The sequence below is a fragment of the Wohlfahrtiimonas sp. G9077 genome, assembly GCF_002252155.1.
Classification (GTDB): domain Bacteria; phylum Pseudomonadota; class Gammaproteobacteria; order Cardiobacteriales; family Wohlfahrtiimonadaceae; genus Wohlfahrtiimonas.
Genome location: NZ_NEFD01000003.1, coordinates 131,342 through 153,507, shown reverse-complemented (window position 1 = coordinate 153,507; position 22,166 = coordinate 131,342). Strand labels below are relative to the sequence as shown.

General features: G+C 43.8%; 16 protein-coding genes. 3 read left to right on the top strand and 13 right to left on the bottom strand.

Annotation, left to right across the window (positions count from 1 at the left end; genetic code table 11):
- Positions 1-48: 48 nt before the first annotated feature.
- The 6 genes from B9T20_RS05555 to B9T20_RS05530 form a co-directional block, all read right to left on the bottom strand.
- Positions 49-4,458, bottom strand: a complete 4,410-nt coding sequence (locus tag B9T20_RS05555) for an autotransporter outer membrane beta-barrel domain-containing protein (protein ID WP_094490173.1) — start codon at positions 4,456-4,458, stop codon at positions 49-51.
- Positions 4,459-4,786: 328 nt separating this feature from the next.
- Positions 4,787-5,878: a redox-regulated ATPase YchF gene (ychF, locus tag B9T20_RS05550; RefSeq protein WP_094490172.1), complete on the bottom strand. Its 1,092-nt coding sequence runs from the start codon at positions 5,876-5,878 to the stop codon at positions 4,787-4,789.
- Positions 5,879-5,895: 17 nt separating this feature from the next.
- Positions 5,896-6,462 carry an aminoacyl-tRNA hydrolase gene (gene pth, locus B9T20_RS05545; protein WP_094490171.1) on the bottom strand — a complete coding sequence of 189 codons (567 nt, stop codon included), beginning with the start codon at positions 6,460-6,462 and terminating at the stop codon, positions 5,896-5,898.
- A gap of 6 nt (positions 6,463-6,468) precedes the next feature.
- Complete coding sequence (locus B9T20_RS05540; protein ID WP_094490170.1) at positions 6,469-7,083, bottom strand: 50S ribosomal protein L25/general stress protein Ctc; 615 nt, start codon at positions 7,081-7,083, stop codon at positions 6,469-6,471.
- A 79-nt stretch (positions 7,084-7,162) separates the two neighbouring features.
- Positions 7,163-9,406, bottom strand: coding sequence for a DNA topoisomerase IV subunit A (gene parC / locus B9T20_RS05535; protein ID WP_094490169.1), 2,244 nt, complete (start codon positions 9,404-9,406; stop codon positions 7,163-7,165).
- A 63-nt stretch (positions 9,407-9,469) separates the two neighbouring features.
- On the bottom strand, positions 9,470-10,111 hold the full coding sequence (locus B9T20_RS05530; protein ID WP_094490168.1) for a protein-L-isoaspartate O-methyltransferase: 642 nt from the start codon (positions 10,109-10,111) through the stop codon (positions 9,470-9,472).
- Positions 10,112-10,265: 154 nt separating this feature from the next.
- Here B9T20_RS05530 and glyA point away from each other — a divergent pair, with 154 nt between their 5' ends.
- Entirely contained in the window at positions 10,266-11,516 is a 1,251-nt protein-coding gene (glyA, locus tag B9T20_RS05525) for a serine hydroxymethyltransferase (protein ID WP_094490167.1), read from the top strand.
- 62 nt (positions 11,517-11,578) lie between these two features.
- On the opposite strand, the gene B9T20_RS05520 is transcribed toward glyA, so the two are convergent.
- Positions 11,579-11,863, bottom strand: a complete 285-nt coding sequence (locus B9T20_RS05520; protein WP_008316574.1) for a DUF2798 domain-containing protein — start codon at positions 11,861-11,863, stop codon at positions 11,579-11,581.
- A gap of 172 nt (positions 11,864-12,035) precedes the next feature.
- Here B9T20_RS05520 and B9T20_RS05515 point away from each other — a divergent pair, with 172 nt between their 5' ends.
- Positions 12,036-12,983 (top strand): AEC family transporter, encoded by a 948-nt coding sequence (locus B9T20_RS05515; protein ID WP_094490166.1) that lies wholly within the window; start codon positions 12,036-12,038, stop codon positions 12,981-12,983.
- A gap of 46 nt (positions 12,984-13,029) precedes the next feature.
- Here B9T20_RS05515 and carB read toward each other — a convergent pair whose 3' ends face one another.
- The 4 genes from carB to fabG form a co-directional block, all read right to left on the bottom strand.
- Complete coding sequence (gene carB / locus B9T20_RS05510; protein ID WP_094490165.1) at positions 13,030-16,248, bottom strand: carbamoyl-phosphate synthase large subunit; 3,219 nt, start codon at positions 16,246-16,248, stop codon at positions 13,030-13,032.
- A gap of 15 nt (positions 16,249-16,263) precedes the next feature.
- The gene (carA, locus tag B9T20_RS05505) at positions 16,264-17,388 is read right to left on the bottom strand and encodes a glutamine-hydrolyzing carbamoyl-phosphate synthase small subunit (protein WP_094490164.1); all 1,125 of its coding nucleotides are present in this window, start codon (positions 17,386-17,388) and stop codon (positions 16,264-16,266) included.
- A 220-nt stretch (positions 17,389-17,608) separates the two neighbouring features.
- A complete protein-coding gene (locus tag B9T20_RS05500; protein WP_255375202.1) occupies positions 17,609-18,196 on the bottom strand; it encodes a class III extradiol ring-cleavage dioxygenase in 588 nt (195 codons plus the stop codon).
- 42 nt (positions 18,197-18,238) lie between these two features.
- Positions 18,239-18,994, bottom strand: a complete 756-nt coding sequence (fabG, locus tag B9T20_RS05495; RefSeq protein ID WP_094490163.1) for a 3-oxoacyl-ACP reductase FabG — start codon at positions 18,992-18,994, stop codon at positions 18,239-18,241.
- 248 nt (positions 18,995-19,242) lie between these two features.
- Between fabG and B9T20_RS05490 the strand changes: the two genes are divergently transcribed.
- Positions 19,243-20,562, top strand: coding sequence for a toxin-antitoxin system YwqK family antitoxin (locus B9T20_RS05490; protein WP_094490162.1), 1,320 nt, complete (start codon positions 19,243-19,245; stop codon positions 20,560-20,562).
- A gap of 12 nt (positions 20,563-20,574) precedes the next feature.
- Here B9T20_RS05490 and rluA read toward each other — a convergent pair whose 3' ends face one another.
- Together rluA and rarD are read right to left on the bottom strand one after the other, a co-directional pair.
- Positions 20,575-21,234, bottom strand: coding sequence for a bifunctional tRNA pseudouridine(32) synthase/23S rRNA pseudouridine(746) synthase RluA (gene rluA / locus B9T20_RS05485; RefSeq protein WP_094490161.1), 660 nt, complete (start codon positions 21,232-21,234; stop codon positions 20,575-20,577).
- An 8-nt stretch (positions 21,235-21,242) separates the two neighbouring features.
- Positions 21,243-22,148, bottom strand: a complete 906-nt coding sequence (gene rarD, locus B9T20_RS05480) for an EamA family transporter RarD (RefSeq protein ID WP_233491610.1) — start codon at positions 22,146-22,148, stop codon at positions 21,243-21,245.
- Positions 22,149-22,166 lie beyond the last annotated feature (18 nt).

The following is a 22,166-nucleotide window of genomic DNA, read 5'->3' as shown; positions in this document are numbered from 1 at the left end:
AAAAAAGCCCTTAGGTGACTAAGGGCTTTTAGATTGATCTTTTATGGCTTAAAACTCATAACGATAACCAATATTGATCTGTTTTTGATTAAAGCGCTGGCCTTTGTTGTAATTCACATTGAAGTAAACGTTGTGCTGTTGACCAATCTTCGCATTCACGCCCACTTCATATTGCCACCAATGACCTTTCATTGAATAAGACTCACGGCTCGTATTGAGCATAAAATCACCATCATTTGAAAACTCTTTTAAATAAGAAGCGCGCGCATACACATTGATGGGGTTTTCAGATTTAAACTGATAACCAATCTCAGCCCCCACGCGCCCTAACCAAGAATCACGGCTTTTGACTTTAACATTCAAACCATTGCTTGCTTTATAAGTGCCGCTGCCAAAGTGCGTATAGGTCAATTGCGCTTGCGGTGTGACATAAAAGTGCTGATCACCATCTAAATAAAAGCGCTGTCCCACTTCTGCGGACAAACCATATAAATTAATGGATGAATGACCACTGACATTTGCACCTGCACTGTCTTTAACGCCAAATTTACTGCGCATGTGGCCATATTTTAAGACGGTATCCACATAAAAATGTTGATCTGTCATATACGTTGCATATAAATATGCATTATAGTTTTTCAAGGTGCCGTCACCATCTTGATTCACAGAATGCACCTCGCCTTTTGCCAAGTAGTTCGCCACTTTATGGAAATCCTGATCCCCATGCAAATAGCTCACAGCACCACCAAAGTAAACACGAGAATGTTCTAAATTTACTTGATAATCGGCACCTAACTGCATTGAGTAATATTTCATGTTAAAACCGGACAACAAACCATTGCCAAATGAATCTAACTTACCCCCATACGCGCGCCCCCAAAGCCCTACATGCGTTTGGCCTTCTCGCAATTCGCCCATGCGGTGCAACAATGTTTGAGTGTCCACAAAGTTTGCTAAATAAGTGCTGACAATGCTGTTCGCCGCAGCATCCGCAGTTGAGGACAATACAGGTTTATTGGGCCCGGTTGGCTGATCTGGATCCACAGGTTTACCTGGATCAATCGGTGGTGCATCTTGATCAAGTGCATAAAGCTCCCAATCTTTATCCCCATTGATTTGACGCAACCCAAATTGATAACCGCCTTGCTCAACGGCATGGGACAATGAAAATTGATCTGCTTTCCCACCGCTGTCGGTCGTCACAATGGTTAAGTGATCATTGACAGTCACAGCAGATGCGGCATTGTTTTGCACATCTAAAGATTGTTGTGCTGCAGCATCTAACTGCCCAACAGATAACAAATCACCAATTTGCTGACCAATGTCTGTATGCATTAAAATACTGCCTTGGCCTGCAAGTGTATCCGCATGAACCACGACAAAATCTTCAAAAGGTCGCGTGGTGTTACTTTCACCATTAAGCGAATGGAAGCCATTAATAATGATGGTGCCATTATTGTTCACATTGCCAATGGTTAAATATCCATCTTCACCTGTTTGATTGATCACAACCATTTGACTGTTTGAATCAATGCTAACGCCATCCACAGTACGATCTGTCACCGTTGTGGCATTGACCGCCAACAAGCCGCCATTGTTGATCGTTAAGTTTCCTGTAGATTGCGCGCCTTCATGCAAATAACTGAGGCCGCCCTCAACGACTGTATTGGTGATGATGCCTTCTGCCGCAACCTCTTGTTGCCCATAAATGGTTGAATCTATGGCATGCCCTGCATTGCCTATATTTTGTGTGCCGCCTACTGCAATCGTATTGCCTGTCGCTGTCCCATCATTCACATTTTGGGTGCCACCACCATTAACAGTGGTTGCCGTTGCATGGCCACCATACGTGATGGTTTGCACACCATCTTTATAAATATCATTTTTATTGGCCGTACCGCCGATGATGTTTTGCGTACCTGAGATCACATTCTGATTGGCCACACCATCTTGACCGATATTTTGTGTCCCCTCAAACTTAATATGATTTTGATCTGTCGTACCATTGAGCACATTTTGTGTACCGCCATCATGCACCGTTGTATTCTTTGCATGACCTTGATCGGTAATATTTTGAATGCCATCACGATAAATATCATTGGTATTGGCTAAGCCGCCTTTGATGTTTTGTGTGCCTGAGATTACATTGTCATTGGCCACACCATCCTGACCGATATTCTGTGTCCCCTCAAACTTAATATGATTTTGATCTGTCGTACCATTGAGCACATTTTGTGTACCGCCATCATGCACCGTTGTATTCTTTGCATGACCTTGATCGGTAATATTTTGAATGCCATCACGATAAATATCGTTGGTATTGGCTGAGCCGCCTTTGATATTTTGTGTGCCTGAGATCACATTATTGTTCACGATACCTTGCGCATCTACATTTTGAATGCCACCTGCTTCAATTTTATTGTCCGTTGCAATCCCATTGATCACATGCTGCTCACCACCTTTTTCAACAGTGGTGATATTTGCCTGACCATTGTTTGTAATGACCTGTTTGCCACCATCTTTAATGGTATTGTTATTGGCTGTACCACCATTGACATTTTGTTGCCCAGAAATGATATTATCCGTTGCAATGCCATCTCGTACATTTTGTACACCCTGATCTAGCACAGTGGTTTGATTTGCTTTACCGCCAGCAATGATGGTTTGCTCACCACCGCCCTCAATCATATTTTGATTGGCAGTACCGCCAGAAATACTCTGAATACCACCATCTTTAATAGTGTTATTGGTCGCTGTACCATCGGCCACATCTTGCAAGCCATCTTTTTTCACGACAGTATCATTGGCATGACCGCCTGCAATAATGCTTTGACGCCCGCCTTCTTCAATTGTATTGTCTGTTGCCGTTCCACCGCTGATGTTTTGTAAACCAAAAATCGTATTGTGATGAGCAGAACCATCCGCCACATCTTGTTCACCCTGTTTGGCAACGGTTGTGTTTTCAGCCTTACCGCCGGCAATGATCGACTGTTTGCCACCATTTTCAATGATATTATTAATGGCTTGCCCACCGATCACTTGTTGCACACTCTCATTACCAATCAAATTATCTTCGGCAATGCTGTCACGAATCTCCTGAATCGCGCCATTGTAAGCCTTCGTATCTTTCGCATAAGCATTATTGAGCATTTGATGGGCGCCATCAAGTGTAGTATCCGTCACTGAACCACCTTTATCCACCATCTGGCGCGCGGAGTCAGTTAAGTAAGTTTTCTCTGCACTTCCACCCTCATTGACAAACTGAATGCCTGTACCACTCACATTGGTATTGCTTGCTTTACCACCTGAATTGATAATTTGGGCGCCATGATCAAACTCACCTTTACCGGTACCAGTGACATTTGTGCGGATCGCTTGACCACCATTGCTGATGGTTTGAAAACCACCTTGGCTGATCTCATTATCCGTGGCCAATGCACCTTCACCACTGACGATTTGATGGCCGCCTAAAACGGTATTGTGCTCAGCTTTACCGCCTGCATTCACATTTTGTGTGCCGCCTTTTTCTACTGTCGTTGTTTGTGCGGTGCCCTTCTCGTTCACATTTTGCACCGCACCTTCTTTAATCGTATTGTTAATGGCTGTACCACCATTCACATTTTGAGCGCCCTCAACGATATTCTCTTTTGCAACGCCACCTTCAAACACATTTTGCCAACCGCTTTTTTCAATGGTTGTGTTGTTTGCTGTGCCATCTGCACGCACATCTTGCCATGAGTTGTCACCAATTATGGTGCCATTGGCAACGCCGCCACTCACATTTTGCCCCGCCACATTCGATAAATGTGTACCGTTGGCCGTTCCACCTTTCTTGATTGTTTGCCAACCAAGAGAGGTGATCTGAGAATCATTGGCCACACCGCCATCATCAATCAACTGACGACCATCATTTTGCACCACCGTTTTATTGGCCACGCCATAAACATCCTGATGGCTATTGTTCAGCAATGTATCATTGGCCACACCATCTTTTTTAATCGTTTGACGACTAAGATCATACAACTTTGCATTGTCCGCACGACCACCCGCTTCAATGAACTGTTGACCCACATTTTCAAGACGCGTATTGGTGGCGAGCCCATCTTGACCAATCGTTTGTGTACCATGATAAATGGCCGATTGTCCATTGCCGAGCACAAGCATACCATTGGCCACGGCACCATTTGCAATGGTTTGCTTTCCGCCATTTTCAATCGTTCCATGATTTGAGCTTGAGCCTTGTCCTGTGACATTTTGCTGACCAAAACCCGTCACAATACTGTTTTCTGCTTTACCGCCTTGCTCAATGATTTGTGGTCCATCAATGGTTTCACCGCTAGAGATTTGTCCTGCTCCCACCGGGGATGTATATGCAAATGCCATGGGTTGTAAGCTTGATGCAATCAAAATCGAGGATAAAGCAAAACAGAGTTTGGTTTTTTGAAATTTCGTTTTCATAGGTCGTCATCCATGGTCAAAGTTGATCAATTGTGTGCCTCGGCCCATTATATTAAACTTTATTTTCTTAAACTTACATTATTTTACTTAATAAAAAGCAAAATGATTATAATCAAGGAAAATAAAAATAGCATGCGGATTTACATCATAATTGATTGAATTCATCCATTAATCATTCAATCTGATTAGACTGAATTTTTAACAAATATTAACCTTTCTAGATATAACAGGATTATCTCCTCAGAATCATTAATAATTTCTATCAATCCGCCCATTTTTAGACATAAAAAAACCGACCTCATTGGTCGGTTTCATGAATGCATATTGTTTATACGTTGAATCTAAAGTGCATCACATCACCATCTTGTACGATGTACTCTTTACCTTCTAAACGCATTTTGCCTTTCTCTTTCGCGCCTGCTTCACCTTTGTACGTAATGTAATCATCGTATGCGATCACTTCTGCACGAATGAAGCCTTTTTCAAAGTCGGTGTGAATCACACCGGCAGCTTGTGGCGCTGTCGAACCTTTTTTAATGGTCCATGCGCGCACTTCTTTCACGCCTGCAGTAAAATAAGTTTCTAAATTCAATAATGAGTAACCGGCACGAATCACGCGGTTTAAACCAGGCTCTTCAAAACCCATTTCAGACAAGAAATCTGCCTTATCTTCATCTTCGAGTTCAGCAATGTCAGATTCGATTGCAGCACAAATTGGCACCACAAAAGCACCTTCTGCTGCTGCATATGCTTCTACTTTGTCTAATAATGGATTGTTTTCAAAACCATCTTCATTCACATTGGCAATGTACATCACAGGTTTGATGGTTAAAAACTGTAGATCGCGCACCAATAATTTTTCTTCATCATCCAATTTAATGGAGCGAACGCTTTTGCCTTCATCTAACACAGGGATGATTTTTTTGAGCACCGCCACTTGTGCTTGTGCTTCTTTGTTACCACTTTTGGCCACTTTTTCAACACGATGTAAAAAGCGTTCAGCAGAGGCTAAATCGGCCAATGCCAATTCAGTGTTGATCACTTCGATGTCATCAATCGGGTCAATCTTACCGGACACATGAATGATGTCATCATTTTCAAAGCAGCGCACCACATGTGCAATGGCATCGGTTTCACGGATGTTCGCTAAAAACTGATTGCCTAAGCCCTCACCTTGCGATGCACCTTTCACCAAGCCCGCGATGTCCACAAAATCCACAAATGTTTGTTGTACACGCTCAGGATTAACAATGTCCACAAGCGGTTGAATGCGCGTATCTGGCACCAAAACACGACCCACATTGGGCTCAATTGTACAAAACGGATAGTTTGCCGCATCGATGCCTGCATTTGTCAATGCATTGAAAAGCGTTGATTTACCAACGTTCGGAAGCCCTACAATACCACACTGAATTGCCATAAATAATTCCTTTAAAGTTACTTCTTACGATGTAATTCGTTCATGACCGGTTCAAAATCACCTGCCACCATCGCAGATAAATGGCGTCTTGCCTCCCAAATGGCATCTTCCATCAATTTCTGATCCGCGCCCGATGCTTTTTTCAGCACATAATTTGCCACAAGGCTGGCATCTCCGGGATGACCAACGCCAATGCGCAATCGGTTAAAATGATTCGAGCCAAGACAAGAAATGATGCTTTTTAAGCCATTGTGGCCACCATGTCCACCCCCTTGTTTGAGCTTCACAGCGCCCGGCGGTAGATCTAATTCATCATGCACCACTAAAATCTCTTCTGGCAGAATTTTATAAAAATGCGCAAGTGCCAATACGGACTCACCGCTTTTATTCATAAAAGTTTCTGGTTTTAAAAGATAGACTTTGCGGCCATCTTGCACCATTTCACCCACCAATCCCTTAAATTTACTTTGATAGGACAATGGGGTGGATGCAATCTCATCAATAAACCAAAAACCCGCATTGTGGCGGGTTTCTGTATACTCGGGCCCAGGATTGCCTAGGCCAACGATTAATTTCAATGTCATAGACAATTATGCTTCTTCTGTTGCCTCAGCAGCATCCGTTGCTTCTTCAGCGTCGTCAGCGATGCGTGGCGCTAAGATACCAGCCACTTGATCTTCAGCTGGCGTTAAGATTTCAACACCCGCTGGTGCTTTAACGTCAGCAACAGTGATGTGTGCACCAATCGCTAAATCGATGATGTCGATTTCGATTGCGTGTGGTAAATCTTTAGGTAAACATTCAACTTCAATCGCTGTTAATGCGTGAGTTAAAACGCCGCCGGCTTTAACGCCTGCTGCATCTTCTGCATTTAACAATACAACTGGAACCATTGATTTCAATTTTTCGCCCGCTTTAACGCGTAAGAAATCTAAGTGAGCCAATAAAGGTTTGAATGGGTGACGTTGAACATCACGTAAAATTGCGCTTTCTGGTTTGCCATCGATTTCTACAGTCACGATGCTTGAGTAAACGTCTTCGTTACGGAAAACTGTCAATGCTTCGTTGTGGTTCAACACGATGCTTACTGCTTCTTTATCAGCACCATAAACAACAGCAGGAATCAACCCTTCACGACGTAGGCGGCGGCTCGCTCCTTTCCCCATGTCTTGGCGAAGAGATGCTTTAAAAATGAAATCACTCATTGTGAACTCCGATAATAGTTTGAAATAAAAAGTTTTTGACCGCGACCAGTCAAAAACATAAGCGCCACATTATAGCAATTTAATCCATATGCGCAATCTCTAATCGCGTAATTTTGCTCCCTTTTTTCACCTCTTTGCCGCGTTTGCCACGCTCATCGATGAATGGTGCCCAGTCTTCTGGCTTTAATGTCATCTTCGCACGTCCAAAATGCAACGTTAAGGTGTCATGTTTCCCAAGCATTTGTAAATCAAGCATTTGATCCTCGCCATTTTTAAACGCCGCCCCAGGAATCCCGATGATCTGATTGCCTTTGCCTTTTGCCAACACTGGCAATGCCTCAATTTCTGTGATCAACAAACGGCCTTTATCGGTGTATGCCACCATATACGGCTGATTGTCTTTGTCCACTTTCATCGGCGCAAACATTGTGGCATCACCTAAATTGACAATCGCCTTACCTGCTTTTTGACGGCTCAACAATTCTGTGTAATCCACCACAAAACCATAACCGCTGTTTGCGGCCAATAAGTATTGGCTCTCTTCTTGATCACAAATGATCTGATTAATCACCGTATCGGCAGACAATGTAAAGCGTCCACTCAAGGCTTCACCCATCGTACGCGCTGAGGGCAACGTATGCGCTGCTAAACTATAGGCGCGCCCAGTTTGATCAAAAAAGACCACTTGCTGATTGTTGCGCCCAAAGGCAGAACACAAATATTGATCACCGGTTCGATAATTCATCTGTTTTGGGTCAATCTCTTGACCTTTTGCCGCACGCACCCAACCCATTTTTGACAAAATGATGGTGATTGGATCACTCGATACCAATTCAATTTCATCAATCGCCGCCGCCTGTGCACGCGTCACAATTTTCGTTCTACGCACATCACCATACGCTTTTTGATCTTCTTTAATTTCTTGCTTAATGAGCGCCATCAATTTTTTCGGCTCATTTAACAGGGTTTGTAATGCTTGTTGCTGAGTTAAGAGCTCATCTTCCTCTGCCTGCAACTTCATCTCTTCAAGCTTGGCCAAATGGCGCAATTTTGTCTCTAAAATCGCATTCGCTTGGATCTCTGACAATTTAAACTGCTCGATCAATACGGCTTTTGGCTCTTCTTCAAAGCGGATGATGCGAATCACTTCATCTAGGTTCAAATATGCAATCATCAACGCTTCTAAAATGTGTAAGCGCGCTTCCACTTTACTGAGCTGATGCTGCAAACGGCGCGTCACAGTATCGGTTCTAAAGGCGATCCATTCTGTCAAAATTTTCGCTAAGCTCTTCACTTCAGGACGATCATTTAGGCCAATCATATTGAGATTCACACGGATGGATTTTTCTAAATCCGTCGTGGCAAATAAATGATCCATCACGCGATCACACTCCACACGATTTGAGCGCGGAATCAATACAATGCGCACAGGATGCTCATAATCCGATTCATCGCGAATGTCATCAATCATTGGCAATTTTTTCGCTTGAATTTGCTGCGCGATGTCCACTTGAATCTTTTCACCGGAAACTTGATATGGCAATTCTGTGATGACAATGTTGCCCTCTTCCATCACATATTTGGCACGCAAGCGAATGGAGCCTGTGCCTTGTGTGTAGAGTTTTAATAATTCCGCTTTGCTATTGACGATCTCACCGCCCGTCGGAAAATCAGGCGCAGGCACATATTGCATCAACGCTTCTAACGATAAATCCGGCTGATCAATGAGCGCACACACAGCATTGGCCACTTCAGTTAAGTTATGAGGCGGAATGTCTGTGGCCATCCCGACGGCAATGCCTGTCCCACCATTTAATAAAATGTTGGGCAAACGCGCAGGCAAACGCACGGGCTCATTTAAGGAGCCATCAAAGTTTGGCTGCCAATCCACCGTGGCTTCATTGGTCTCTTTGAGCAAAACATCCGCGTATTTAGAGAGTTTTGACTCAGTGTAACGCATCGCAGCAAACGATTTAGGATTGTCCAATGAACCAAAGTTCCCTTGCCCATCCACCAATGGATAACGGTATGAGAATGGCTGAGCCATCAAGACCAAAGCCTCATAACAGGCGCTGTCACCGTGCGGATGATATTTACCGATCACATCACCCACTGTGCGCGCTGATTTCTTATGCTTTGACACTGCACTCAATCCGAGCTCGCTCATGGCATAAATAATGCGGCGCTGCACCGGCTTTAATCCATCACCCACATGCGGAAGCGCTCGATCCTTGATCACATACATCGAATAGTTCAAATAAGCTTCTTCTGCAAACTCCGCCATGGAGCGCACTTCAAAATTTTGTTGCGTAAATTGAGTCATAATTTTTTTCAGAAAATAGAAATCCCATCCTGTCAGACAAGATGGGATAAAAGTGAAGTTTAATTAAAATACAAATTGTGGTTGATCTTCAAATCCATGAAGACGCTCTAATTCCACTTCAAACAATGAATCCTCGCGGATTTGATCCAATTGATTTTGGAACACAATGCCGCTTGTCACTGTTTGATCCTGCATGCCCACAAATGCGAGCAAGCGACCACCCGCGGTCAAACCTTCGATCCATGCGTTTGGCACATTTAATACTGAACCCGTTAAAATGATCACATCAAAGCTCGCCTTTTCAATGGCAAATGTTTTGGCATCCGCCGTCACATATTCAACATTGTGGATGTTTAAAGATGCGGCAACTTGTTGGGCTTTTTGTGTGTAAACATCATTGATGTCAATGCTTGTGACATGTTCACCGAGTGTCGCGGCTAAGGCGGCTAAAAATCCGCTGCCTGTGCCAACCACGAGAACTTTATCTGTGGGGACAATGTTCACTTCTTGAAGAATGCGCCCTTCTAACGCAGGAAACAGCATCAAATCATCGCCGCCTAATGGCAATCTTGCTTCTGAAAATGCAAGCGGCTTTAATGCCTCTGCCACGAACTCATCACGGTTAACTTCATCAAATGCATTGAGCACTCGTTGATTTAAGACATTCCATGGACGGATTTGCTGCTCTATCATATTCAAACGCATATGATCTCTATTTTCCATAGTCATAATTACGCATTCCTCATTAATGGATCAAATAATCTAATTGTTCTTAAAATGGCGTTAGCTGTTGAAGGAAAACTTTTTACACTCTACAATAACTACGCCTTTGCTTGGGTTATTCTATAGGAAAATCATCATGTTTGAAAATCTCGCGTTACACTCTTTTGATCCTGAACTCTTTGAAGCTGTTGAAAAGGAAGGACAACGTCAGGAAGATCACGTTGAATTGATCGCTTCTGAAAACTATTGTTCCCCACTTGTGATGGAACTTCAAGGCTCTAAACTCACCAACAAATATGCCGAAGGCTATCCTAACAAACGTTATTATGGCGGTTGTGAATATGTGGACATCGTTGAAAGCTTAGCGATTGAACGTGCAAAAAAACTCTTTGGCGCAGACTACGCAAACGTACAACCACATTCCGGCTCACAAGCAAACGGCGCCGTTTATCTTGCATTGGTGCAACCCGGTGACACAGTGCTTGGCATGAGCCTTGATCACGGTGGTCACTTAACCCATGGTGCAAAAGTTAACTTCTCTGGCCGTACCTACAACGCAGTACAATATGGCGTCGATGAAAATGGTTTGATCAACTATGATGATGTGGAAAAATTGGCCATCGAACATCAACCCAAAATGATTGTAGCGGGCTTCTCTGCCTACTCACAAGTGCTCGATTTTAAACGTTTCCGTGAAATTGCCGACAAAGTTGGCGCGTACTTATTTGTGGACATGGCGCACGTTGCTGGTTTAGTGGCGGCAGGTTTATATCCAAATCCTATGGAATACGCTGATGTTGTCACCACAACCACACACAAAACATTGCGTGGTCCTCGTGGCGGCATCATCTTGGCAAAAGCAAATCCTGACATCGAGAAAAAATTGAACTCAGCGATTTTCCCAGGCATTCAAGGTGGCCCTTTAATGCATGTGATCGCAGCAAAAGCGGTGGCATTGTTAGAAGCGGCGCAACCTGAATTTGTAGAATATCAAAAGCAAGTGTTGAAAAATGCTAAAGCGATGGTGCGTGTGTTCCAATCTCGTGGCTTTGACATCGTGTCAAATGGCACAGAAGATCACTTATTCTTAGTGGATTTGGTCAAACATGGCATCACAGGTAAAGCGGCAGATGCTGCCCTTGGTAAAGCAAACATCACTGTGAATAAAAACACAGTACCGAATGACCCACAATCACCTTTTGTCACCTCCGGCATTCGTGTGGGCACGCCAGCGATTACAACGCGCGGCTTTAAAGAAGCAGAATCTGAATTGCTCGCTAACTGGATGTGTGATGTGTTAGAAAACATTGATGATGAAGCACTCGCAGCGCGCGTTGCGGACAATGTGACAGCGCTTTGTCGTAAATTCCCAGTGTACGCAAAATAATTGCCAACACTTTAAAATATGATTTAAAAAGCCCTGTTTAACAGGGCTTTTTCATGCTTTGATCACTGCATTTGTGGCGGTAATTTCACCAACTTCATGGCCAATTTACGCGCTAAAGGCAACACCACTAAAATGGTGGGAAAAGCGATCATCCATGAAAACATCCACACACTCACCCACGGGCTAAACACATGAAGCCCGAGTCCTAAACTTCTGACCATACTCACAAAAGAGATCACGCCGCTCATGATGAAGGAGACCATAAACGGAATGACCACCACCAATGCTTTCATCGGGAGTTTTGGCACGCCAAAAATCAAAGTGTCTTTAGATGCGTTGTTCGCCATAATTTGAACCTACAGAGTGTAAAGATGATAATTTAACACAGCGTAACTTATTGCTCAATCGCCCTGCCTCACCCTCTGAAAATATCCCTCGCAAAAAGCCCCATGCATCTAAAAACTAGTGCTATAGTATTCTCTCATAACCATAAATCATAATTTTTGCGCGAGTTGTCCAATGATTTTCTTCACCACCCTCACTTCCGTTTCCGTCATGGCTGCGATGATGATCGTCGGCGTGTTGCTGCGCCGTGCCTACGGCTTAACCCTTGAATCTCAACGCTTGATTGTGGCGCTGATTGTCAATGTGGGCCTGCCATCGATTGTGCTGTCGAGCGTGTTTAATTTTGAGCTTGATGCCACGATGATGAAGCAGATCCTCACCATTTTTGTGCTCTCAGTGATCATCAATGGTGGCGGAATTATTTTGGCGCGCTTTTTAGCGAAAAAGTATCTTAAAACTGCCGAAAAGCAGGCCAATGAACTGGCCATCGCCGCCACACTTGGCAACACTGCATTTATCGGCATTCCGCTCTGTTATGTTTTATTAGGCGCTCAAGGTGCATTGCTCGCCGCGATCTTTGATGCCGGTTTAGATTTTGTGATCTGGACATTGTGCATCTATCTATTGCAGCGTGACAAAGGTTTTCGCTTGCGCAATTTAGCGGCGATGATCAACATCCCATTGCTCGCCATTGTCATTGGCTTAACGCTTGGCGCATTACAATTTGAAGCCCATGATGGTTTAAAGCAATTGACCAAAGCTTTAGCAGGGTTAGCGAGCCCCATTGGCATGATCTACATTGGCATGTTGATTCCTGATCTATGGAAAATGATCCGTGACATTGATGTCAAACGCGTCACTTACGGCGTTATTTTTAAAATCCTGATTTTCCCACTGCTCGCTTTTGGTTTGATTCTGTTGCTACCGATTGATGACATTGTCATTAAAGTGCTGCTCATTCAAGTGACGATGCCAACGTTTACATTGGCCTCTGTGCTCTTTCAGCGTTATGGTGCGGATGTGAACTTTGGCACCGCCATGACATTGATCTCTGTGATGGCATCTTTAATCACCATTCCGTGCATGCTCTATCTGCTCCATTTGATTGGCTTAAATTTCTAGCATAAAAAAAGCTCCGCAATGCGGAGCTTTTTGTTAAGTCGATGACTTATTTTTTGCTTTTAGCAATGTGATCATGCAATTCTTGCACTGAGTACACATCCATCATGAACATACTTTTCACGCCTTCACTCACTGCTTCACCACCTGCTAATGTAGTGTATAAAGGAATGCGTTGATTCAATGCACTGCGACGAATGGAATGGCTATCTTTCACCGCTTGAGGATCGCTTACAACAGTGTTCACAACCACCGCGATTTCACCATTTTTGATGTAATCGATGATGTGCGGACGGCCTTCTGCCACTTTATGGATGGTTTGTACAAAGAAACCTTTATCCGTTAAGTATTCTGCTGTACCGCGCGTTGCACACAAGCCATAGCCTTGTTCTTGGAAGTTACGTGCCATGGTTTCTAAATAAGGTTTATCGGCATCGCGTACGGAGATGAAGACTTTACCCACTTTTGGTACGCGTTCACCTGCACCTAATTGTGCTTTTAAGTACGCTTCAGAGAAGGTTTTACCCACGCCCATCACTTCACCGGTTGAACGCATTTCTGGCCCAAGGATGACGTCTACGCCAGGGAATTTCATGAATGGGAACACCGCTTCCTTCACAGAGTAATAATCAGGGATCACTTCTGTGGTGAAGTTTTGTTCAGCCAAAGAGATGCCAGCCATGGCACGTGCTGCAATTTTCGCTAAAGGCACGCTGGTGGCTTTACTCACAAATGGCACAGTACGAGATGCGCGAGGGTTGACCTCTAACACATACACCACATCATCTTGTACGGCAAATTGCACATTCATCAAGCCCACAACATTCAAGGCTTTGGCCATCGCTTTGGTTTGACGGCGAATTTCATCTTGAATCTCTGCACTCAATGAATAAGGCGGCAATGAACAACCTGAGTCACCAGAGTGAACGCCGGCTTGTTCAACGTGTTGCATGATGCCGCCAATCACAACTTCTTGACCATCAGACACACAGTCCACATCCACTTCAATGGCATGATTTAAGAAGAAATCTAGCAATACAGGGCTGTCTTCTGACACTTGCACCGCTTCATTCATATAAGTGCGCAATTCATCATCAGAATGAACCACCTGCATTGCACGGCCGCCCAATACATATGATGGACGCACCACAAGCGGATAACCCACTTCATTTGCCAATACAATGGCTTCTTCTTCATTACGCGCTGTGCGGTTTTCTGGCTGACGCAAACCTAAATCGTTCAATACTTTTTGGAAGCGTTCGCGATCTTCTGCCGCATCAATGCTATCTGCAGATGTACCGATGATGTTCACACCATTTTCCACCAAAGCATTGGCCAATTTTAATGGCGTTTGACCACCATAATGCACAATCACGCCATAAGGCTGCTCAACACGTACGATTTCTAACACATCTTCTAACGTCAATGGCTCAAAATATAAACGATCAGAGGTGTCAAAGTCTGTGGAAACCGTTTCCGGGTTACAGTTGACCATAATGGTTTCAAAGCCAGACTCACGAAGCGCTAAAGACGCATGCACACAGCAATAGTCAAATTCAATCCCTTGACCAATGCGGTTTGGGCCACCGCCAAGGATCATGATTTTTTTCTTATCCGTTGGGCGCGCTTCACACTCTTCTTCATACGTTGAGTATAAATAAGCTGTGTCTGTATCAAACTCTGCCGCACATGTATCAACGCGTTTATACACAGGATGCAATTTGAGGGCAAAACGTGCATCACGCACTGCTTTTTCAGAAACATTTAATAATTGAGACAAACGTTTATCTGAAAAGCCTTTGCGCTTCAAGCGGCGCATGGTGGTAAAATCTAAATCTGCCAATGTGCCCGCTGCCACTTTGGCTTCTTCTTGCATTAAATCTTCAATTTGCATCAAGAACCAAGGATCGATGGCACACACGTCAAAGATCTCTTCTTTGCTCATGCCAATGCGAAATGCATCTGCCACATATAAAATGCGTTCAGGGCCTGGGTTTGCCAACTCACGCAAAATCACAGATTTATCTGTCGTGCGTGGGTTAAAGCCACACAAACCTGTTTCTAAGCCGCGCAATGCTTTTTGCATGGATTCTTGTAATGTGCGACCCATCGCCATCACTTCGCCCACAGATTTCATTTGTGTGGTTAAGCGATCATCGGCAGCTGGGAATTTTTCAAACGCAAAGCGTGGAATTTTGGTCACAACATAGTCAATCGATGGTTCAAAAGATGCCGGTGTACGGCCACCTGTAATGTCATTGCTCAACTCATTTAATGTATAACCCACTGCCAATTTAGCGGCCACTTTCGCAATTGGGAAACCGGTTGCTTTTGATGCCAATGCAGATGAACGTGATACACGTGGATTCATCTCAATGACGATCAATTCACCATTTTTAGGATTCACAGAGAACTGAACGTTCGAGCCGCCCGTATCCACACCAATTTCACGCAATACCGCTAAGCTTGCGTTACGCATGATTTGGTACTCTTTATCTGTCAATGTTTGTGCCGGTGCAACCGTGATGGAGTCACCGGTATGAACGCCCATTGGATCAAAGTTTTCAATCGAGCAGATGATGATGGCGTTATCCGCTTTATCGCGCACCACTTCCATTTCGTACTCTTTCCAACCCAATACGGATTGTTCAATCAACAATTCATGTGTAGGGGATGCATCAAAACCACGCTCACAAATGGCCATGAACTCTTCTTTATTATATGCAATACCACCGCCTGAACCGCCCATGGTGAAAGATGGACGAATCAATGTTGGGAAACCCACTTTCGCTTGTGCAGATAATGCTTCATTCATGCTGTGGCAAACATAAGATTCAGGACATTTTAAGCCGATTTTTTCCATCGCTTCTTTAAAACGGCCACGATCTTCTGCTTTATCGATGGCATCTTCAGATGCACCAATCAATTCCACATTGTATTTTGCCAACACGCCATTGCGACTTAAGTCTAAAGCGCAGTTTAAAGCCGTTTGGCCGCCCATGGTTGGCAAAATGGCATCAGGACGTTCTTTAGCGATGATTTTCTCAACCGTTTGCCACAAAATTGGCTCGATGTATGTCACATCCGCCATTTCAGGATCGGTCATGATGGTTGCAGGGTTTGAGTTCACTAAAATGACACGGTACCCTTCTTCACGCAATGCTTTACATGCTTGCGCACCTGAGTAATCGAATTCACATGCTTGGCCGATCACAATCGGTCCTGCACCAATAATTAAGATGGATTTTAAATCTGTACGTTTAGGCATTTCTCTCTCCTCGGATTACTGTGCGCTCATCGCATCGATGAACTGGTCAAATAAGTAGGCCACATCATTTGGGCCTGCACTCGCTTCAGGGTGTCCTTGGAATGAATATGCCACTTGATCTTTCAAGCTGATGCCTTGAATGGATTGATCAAATAAAGAACGGTGTGTCACTTCAACACCTTCAGGTAAGCTCTCTTCATTCAATTGGAAACCATGATTTTGACTCGTAATCATGACTTTTCCTGTGGATAATTCTTGGACAGGATGGTTCGCACCATGATGACCAAACAACATTTTTTCGGTTTGTGCGCCCAATGCTAAGCCCAACAACTGATGACCTAAACAGATGCCAAAAATCGGTTTTTTCGCCGCCAAAATTTCTTGAATGGCTTTGATGGCATAATCACAAGGTTCAGGATCTCCAGGGCCATTTGATAAAAATACGCCATCTGGATTCATCGCCAATACTTCACTTGCAGGCGTTGTGGCTGGCACCACCGTTAAACGGCAACCGCGCTCTGCAAGCATACGCAAAATATTGCGTTTGACACCAAAGTCATAGGCCACCACATGATATGGCTGCTTGATGTCTGTGTGGAAAGATTCGCCTAAACGCCATTCACCTTCGGTCCACTCATACGCTTTGTCGCAAGTGACCACTTTGGCCAAATCAAGACCGGACATTGAACCAAAATCTTGAGCAGCTTTTTGGGCCGCGGCAACATCAGGATTGTGACCTGTCACGATGCAACCTGCTTGTGCACCCTTCTCACGCAATAGGCGTGTTAAGCGGCGCGTATCAATGTCAGCAATCGCCACAACGTTGTGACGCTTTAAATAATCTTCTAAACTTTCGACATTGCGAAAATTGCTCGCTAGCAGCGGCAAATCGCGAATGATCAAACCAGCTGCATGCACTGAATCAGATTCCTCATCCTCACGATTCGTCCCTGTATTCCCGATGTGCGGATAAGTTAATGTGATCATCTGTTTTGTGTAAGATGGGTCGGTTAAAATTTCTTGGTAGCCTGTCATTGAAGTATTGAACACCACTTCTCCGACTGTTTGACCCTCTGAGCCAATGGCCGTGCCGTGAAACGTGCTGCCATCTGCTAAAACCAATAGTGCTGGTATCGTCATTGTTGAATTCCTATCTCATGTGTTACATCATTTTTTTTGGGCAAAAAAAAACACGCCACTCTCAAACGAGGAGAGATTTACGTGCTTTGTGACATAGCTTCTCATGCCATAGAAGCGACTTATGATAACGAGGGATGGCATTTTATACAAACACTTTTTTAACAAAAATCAAATCAAATGATAAAAGTCACCAAAAAACAAACGTCTATGGCATGAAAAATCATTTTGTACTACGCCAGACAAAACTGGTCATCGTTAAGGTTTCTAACGTGATGTCTTGATTAAAAACTTCTAACTCATCTGTCACATCTGTTGCACCAAGCGCTGATAAAAATGGATAGAAATGATCAGGCGTTGGTGCAGCCAAATGAAAATCAGGATGTGTGTTTTCAAGGTTTAAAATCCCCTCAATATCATGTTGTTTGGTCAGTTTTACCACTTGCTCATCAAAATTCTGCACCCATGGACGCGACTGTACTTGCCCTATTTGATAAAGATTATGCACAATGTTGCCAGAACCAATGATCAAAATCTTTTCATCACGCAGATTCTTTAAACGTTGTCCAATCTCATAATGAGCACGGCTCTTTTGATGAGCATCGATACTCACTTGTAATACAGGAATATCCGCCTTTGGTAATAGGTGACACAACACACCATAATTACCATGATCATATCCCCATTGATCACTTAATTGTGCCATCGGCAATACATTCGCCGTTGCATCTCGAATATTAAGGTCATTCACAGCAGGATAAATGTACTCATAAATACTCCAAAGAAAAAAAGACCAATAATCATAGATCATCGGTCGAAGGAAGGATTCATCATTTTTAAAATATCGGAATATTTACAGCAATGCCTCAGGTGACTCAGGCAGAATCTGTCCACCATCCACAATGATCGTTTGTCCTGTGATAAATTTCGCTTCTTTTGAAGCTAAAAATACCGCAGCATAGCCAATATCTTTCGGCTCACCTAAAGTGTGCGTTGGAATTGTTGCTTTCATTTGATTGAGGTAGTTTTCCCCTTGGGCAGCTAACCCTTCCGTTAAGATATTACCTGGCATCACGGCATTGACTGTAATGCCAAAGCGCGCATATTCAAGTGCTGCACTTCGCATGAAACCTAATTGCGCAGCTTTTGATGCCCCATAATGACTCCAACCTGGAAAACCTGTGATTGCACCAGTAATCGATGAAGTGATTACTACGCGCCCATATTGCTGTTTTTCCATCGCTTTTAATGCACGCTGCACCACAAAGAACATCCCTTTGACATTCACAGATTGCATCAAGTCCCAATCTTGCTCCGTCATTTCATCTAAGGTCGCTTGTGGAAAAATACCTGTATTTGAGCACACAATATCAATGCGACCATGCTGTTTTAAAAGTTCCTCAAAACATTGATGCACAGCTTTTTGATCCGTCACATCCATTTTAATGAATTCACCATTGATGGCTTTAGCGCTCTCAATACCTGCTGATTCATCAATGTCTGCAATAATGACATATGCACCTGCTTGCGACAATGCCTCACTAATGCCCCTACCAATACCTTTTGCGCCACCTGTTACTAAAGCTATTTGATCATTTAATGTAAACATTATCGCCTCCTTAATTATTTTATAATCAACTGATAAGCTTAGATCAAAAACAAAACATTCTCAAAAGGTGAGAGAATGTTTATGCGAAAGATCAAATTGAACAAGAATATTCTATCATTTAAGGGCTAGGCCATTGTCTTTACTTGAAAAATATGAGCTCATGGCCGAAAAATTTTGCCACTATGAAATCTTCACCATTTTGCGGTAAACTGCTTAACAAACATTATGAATAACCGATAGGAATGATTATGACATATAAGAAAACGGCTTTATCGATGGCATCTTTGCTGATTTTAGGTACATTTTCCTACGCACAAACACCTTCAGAATTAGAACCCAATGGCATCATCGCCTATTTCGCTGAAGATGGTACATTATTACCCAACCGAGATGGCAGTGAATATTATCGTCATTTTAAAGACATCGTCAGCGGTTGCTATTTGGTGCAAGATTTTTACAGCCAAAACGACCAAAAACAGACCGATCCCATCTGCTTTATGGATCCGGGTGAATTGCAATCATGGTTCCCGCAAAGTTTATATGGTCCACTCACCTTTTGGAACAAAGATGGCACAAAAGCCCAAGCTGGTTACAGCCAACAAGATGGCGGCGGCAATGGCACATGGACCACATGGGATCAAGATGGCAATGCCTCTGAATATGAGTTACAAAATGGTGAATTGATCGTCAGTTATTTTGATGAAAATGGCAATCGCCAACCAAATGCAGTCGATGGTGGCACATTCCGCACCATTCTCTCTTATGACGAATCCTCAGACAGCTTTTTAGTGTCAGACTATTTTACCGATACACGCACTCGACAAATGGATCCTGTGGTCATTGCACGTGAAGATTTGCTGCGTTGGAACATTGAAAACCGTGAAGGCACCTATGTTTATTACAACGAAGCCCAAGAGATCACAGCGCAAGAAGAGTACTCACAAGGCAAACTCAATGGCACTGTGACATTCTGGTATCAAGACACGGGTTTACCTGCCCAAAAAATGGAAGAGATCCACTTTAAAGATGGCCAGCAAGAAGGCTTATATGTCAGCTGGTATCCGAATGGTTATCCGCAATACCGCATCAATTTTACGGACATGGGCATCGACAGTGTTGCCTGTTGGGATGAAAACTTTGTCGCCGGCACACAAGATGAGTGTATGGCACGCTTAACAGGCGCGGCAGCAGAAGCGGAAGTGGAAGCAAATGCCAATGATGACATCAACGATGATTTAGATGTTGAGATCATCATCCCATCGGATCAAGTGGTGACGCCTGTTATCGAGGATGACAGTGATGCTGAAGATACCGCCATCACAACGGAAGCCACAGTCCTGTTTCCACATGATGAAGACAATCGCGTGCTCATCGATGATGCTGATGAAGCCTTTGATCCAGCAGTAGAAGCAACCGAAGCTGCACCTGCCCTGACAGATGACGAAGAAGCTGCGGACATTGAAGCGGTTGAAGAAGCCGATGATGTCCAAATCCCTGATCAACCGGCACCTGAAACAGAAGGCAAACGCATTTTGCGCTCCCTTAATAATATTTTAGAAGCGCTCTAATCCCATCAACCGTTATGCAAAAGGCGGCGGAGCCACAAACCGCTGCCTTTTTTTTGTGATCGGATGGGTAAACGCCAACTCTGCGGCATGCAAATGCAGACGATTTTGTCCTTTTAATGCCGCATCATGCGCATAAAATCGATCCCCTAAAATCGGATGGCCAAGCGATTGCATGTGCACACGCAATTGATGGGAACGCCCCGTCACGGGAATGAGTTCCACTAAACTATTGCCATCTTTGTCTTCACTCAATACTTGATAATGGGTCAAAGCATCTTTTCCACGTTCAAAGCACACCATTTGCTTAGGGCGGTTGGGCCAATCACAGATGAGCGGTAAATCAATGCTGCCCGTCTTCTCTTCAAAAATCCCATACACTTTGGCAATGTAGGTTTTCTCTGTTTCCCGCTCGCGAAATTGGCGCTTTAATTCGCGCTCGCTCTCTTTATGGAGCGCCACCACCATTAAGCCACTTGTGGCCAAATCTAAACGATGAACCGTTTCAGCATCGGGAAATTCCCATTGAACGCGCGTTAAAATACTGTCCCAAAGCTCAGCGGGCTTGCCCGGAACACTCAATAAATCATGCGGTTTATTGACCACCATGATGTCGCGATCTTGATACAACACTGAAAGCCATGGTTCAATGGCCGGATCGTAATAATAATCCATAAAACTCTCTAAACAGCTTTGAGGAAACGCTGCTGCACTTGATAACGTTGATATTCTGAGACAATGAAGATGCCAACGGCCACCCACACAATCATAAAGCCCACAAGACGCATCATGCTCATCGATTCACCAAAAAAGATCAAACCATTGATGAGTTGCAAGGTCGGGGAGGCAAATTGCACAATGCCCACTAAGGACAATGGGATCTTTTTCGCGCCTTCTGCAAAGAGTAACAGCGGAATGGTAGTGACTGCACCTGATAAAATCAGCAGCGTCATTGGCAAGGCTGACAATTCAAAAAAGACAATGTGATCCGTGATCATCGAATGGATCAAATAACTCACGGCAAATGGCAACATGAAAAACGTTTCAAAGGCAATGCCTGTTAACGCCCTCACAGGATATTTCTTTTTCAGTAGCCCATAAAAGCCAAAGGAGCTCGCTAAGATCAGCGCCACAAATGGCACCGTGCGGCTTTCGATGGTGATCCAGATGATCCCTGAGATGGCAATCACAATGGCAAAAAAATGCGCACGTGATAAACGCTCTTTTAAAATGAGTCGCCCCAATAAAATACTAAAAATGGGCGTGATGAAATAACCTAAACTGGCATCTAGCACGCGATCATGCGTAATTGCCCATAAATAACTGAGCCAATTAAAAAAGAGTAGCTGCGAGGTGACAAACAGCATCAATACAAGCTTACGCTCTGTTAATACCGTCAGCACACCACGCCACTCTTTGAGCAAAGTGGTGATCAAAACCACAAAGATCACTGACCACACAATGCGCTCACTCATTAATTGAGTTGAGCTCATCATTCGCAGCGAATACCAATATAACGGGAAATTGCCCCACATGATGTAACACAGCAATGTATAGACAATGCCCTTTTTGTATTCACTTTGATTCACAGCTTAACCTAATTGTAG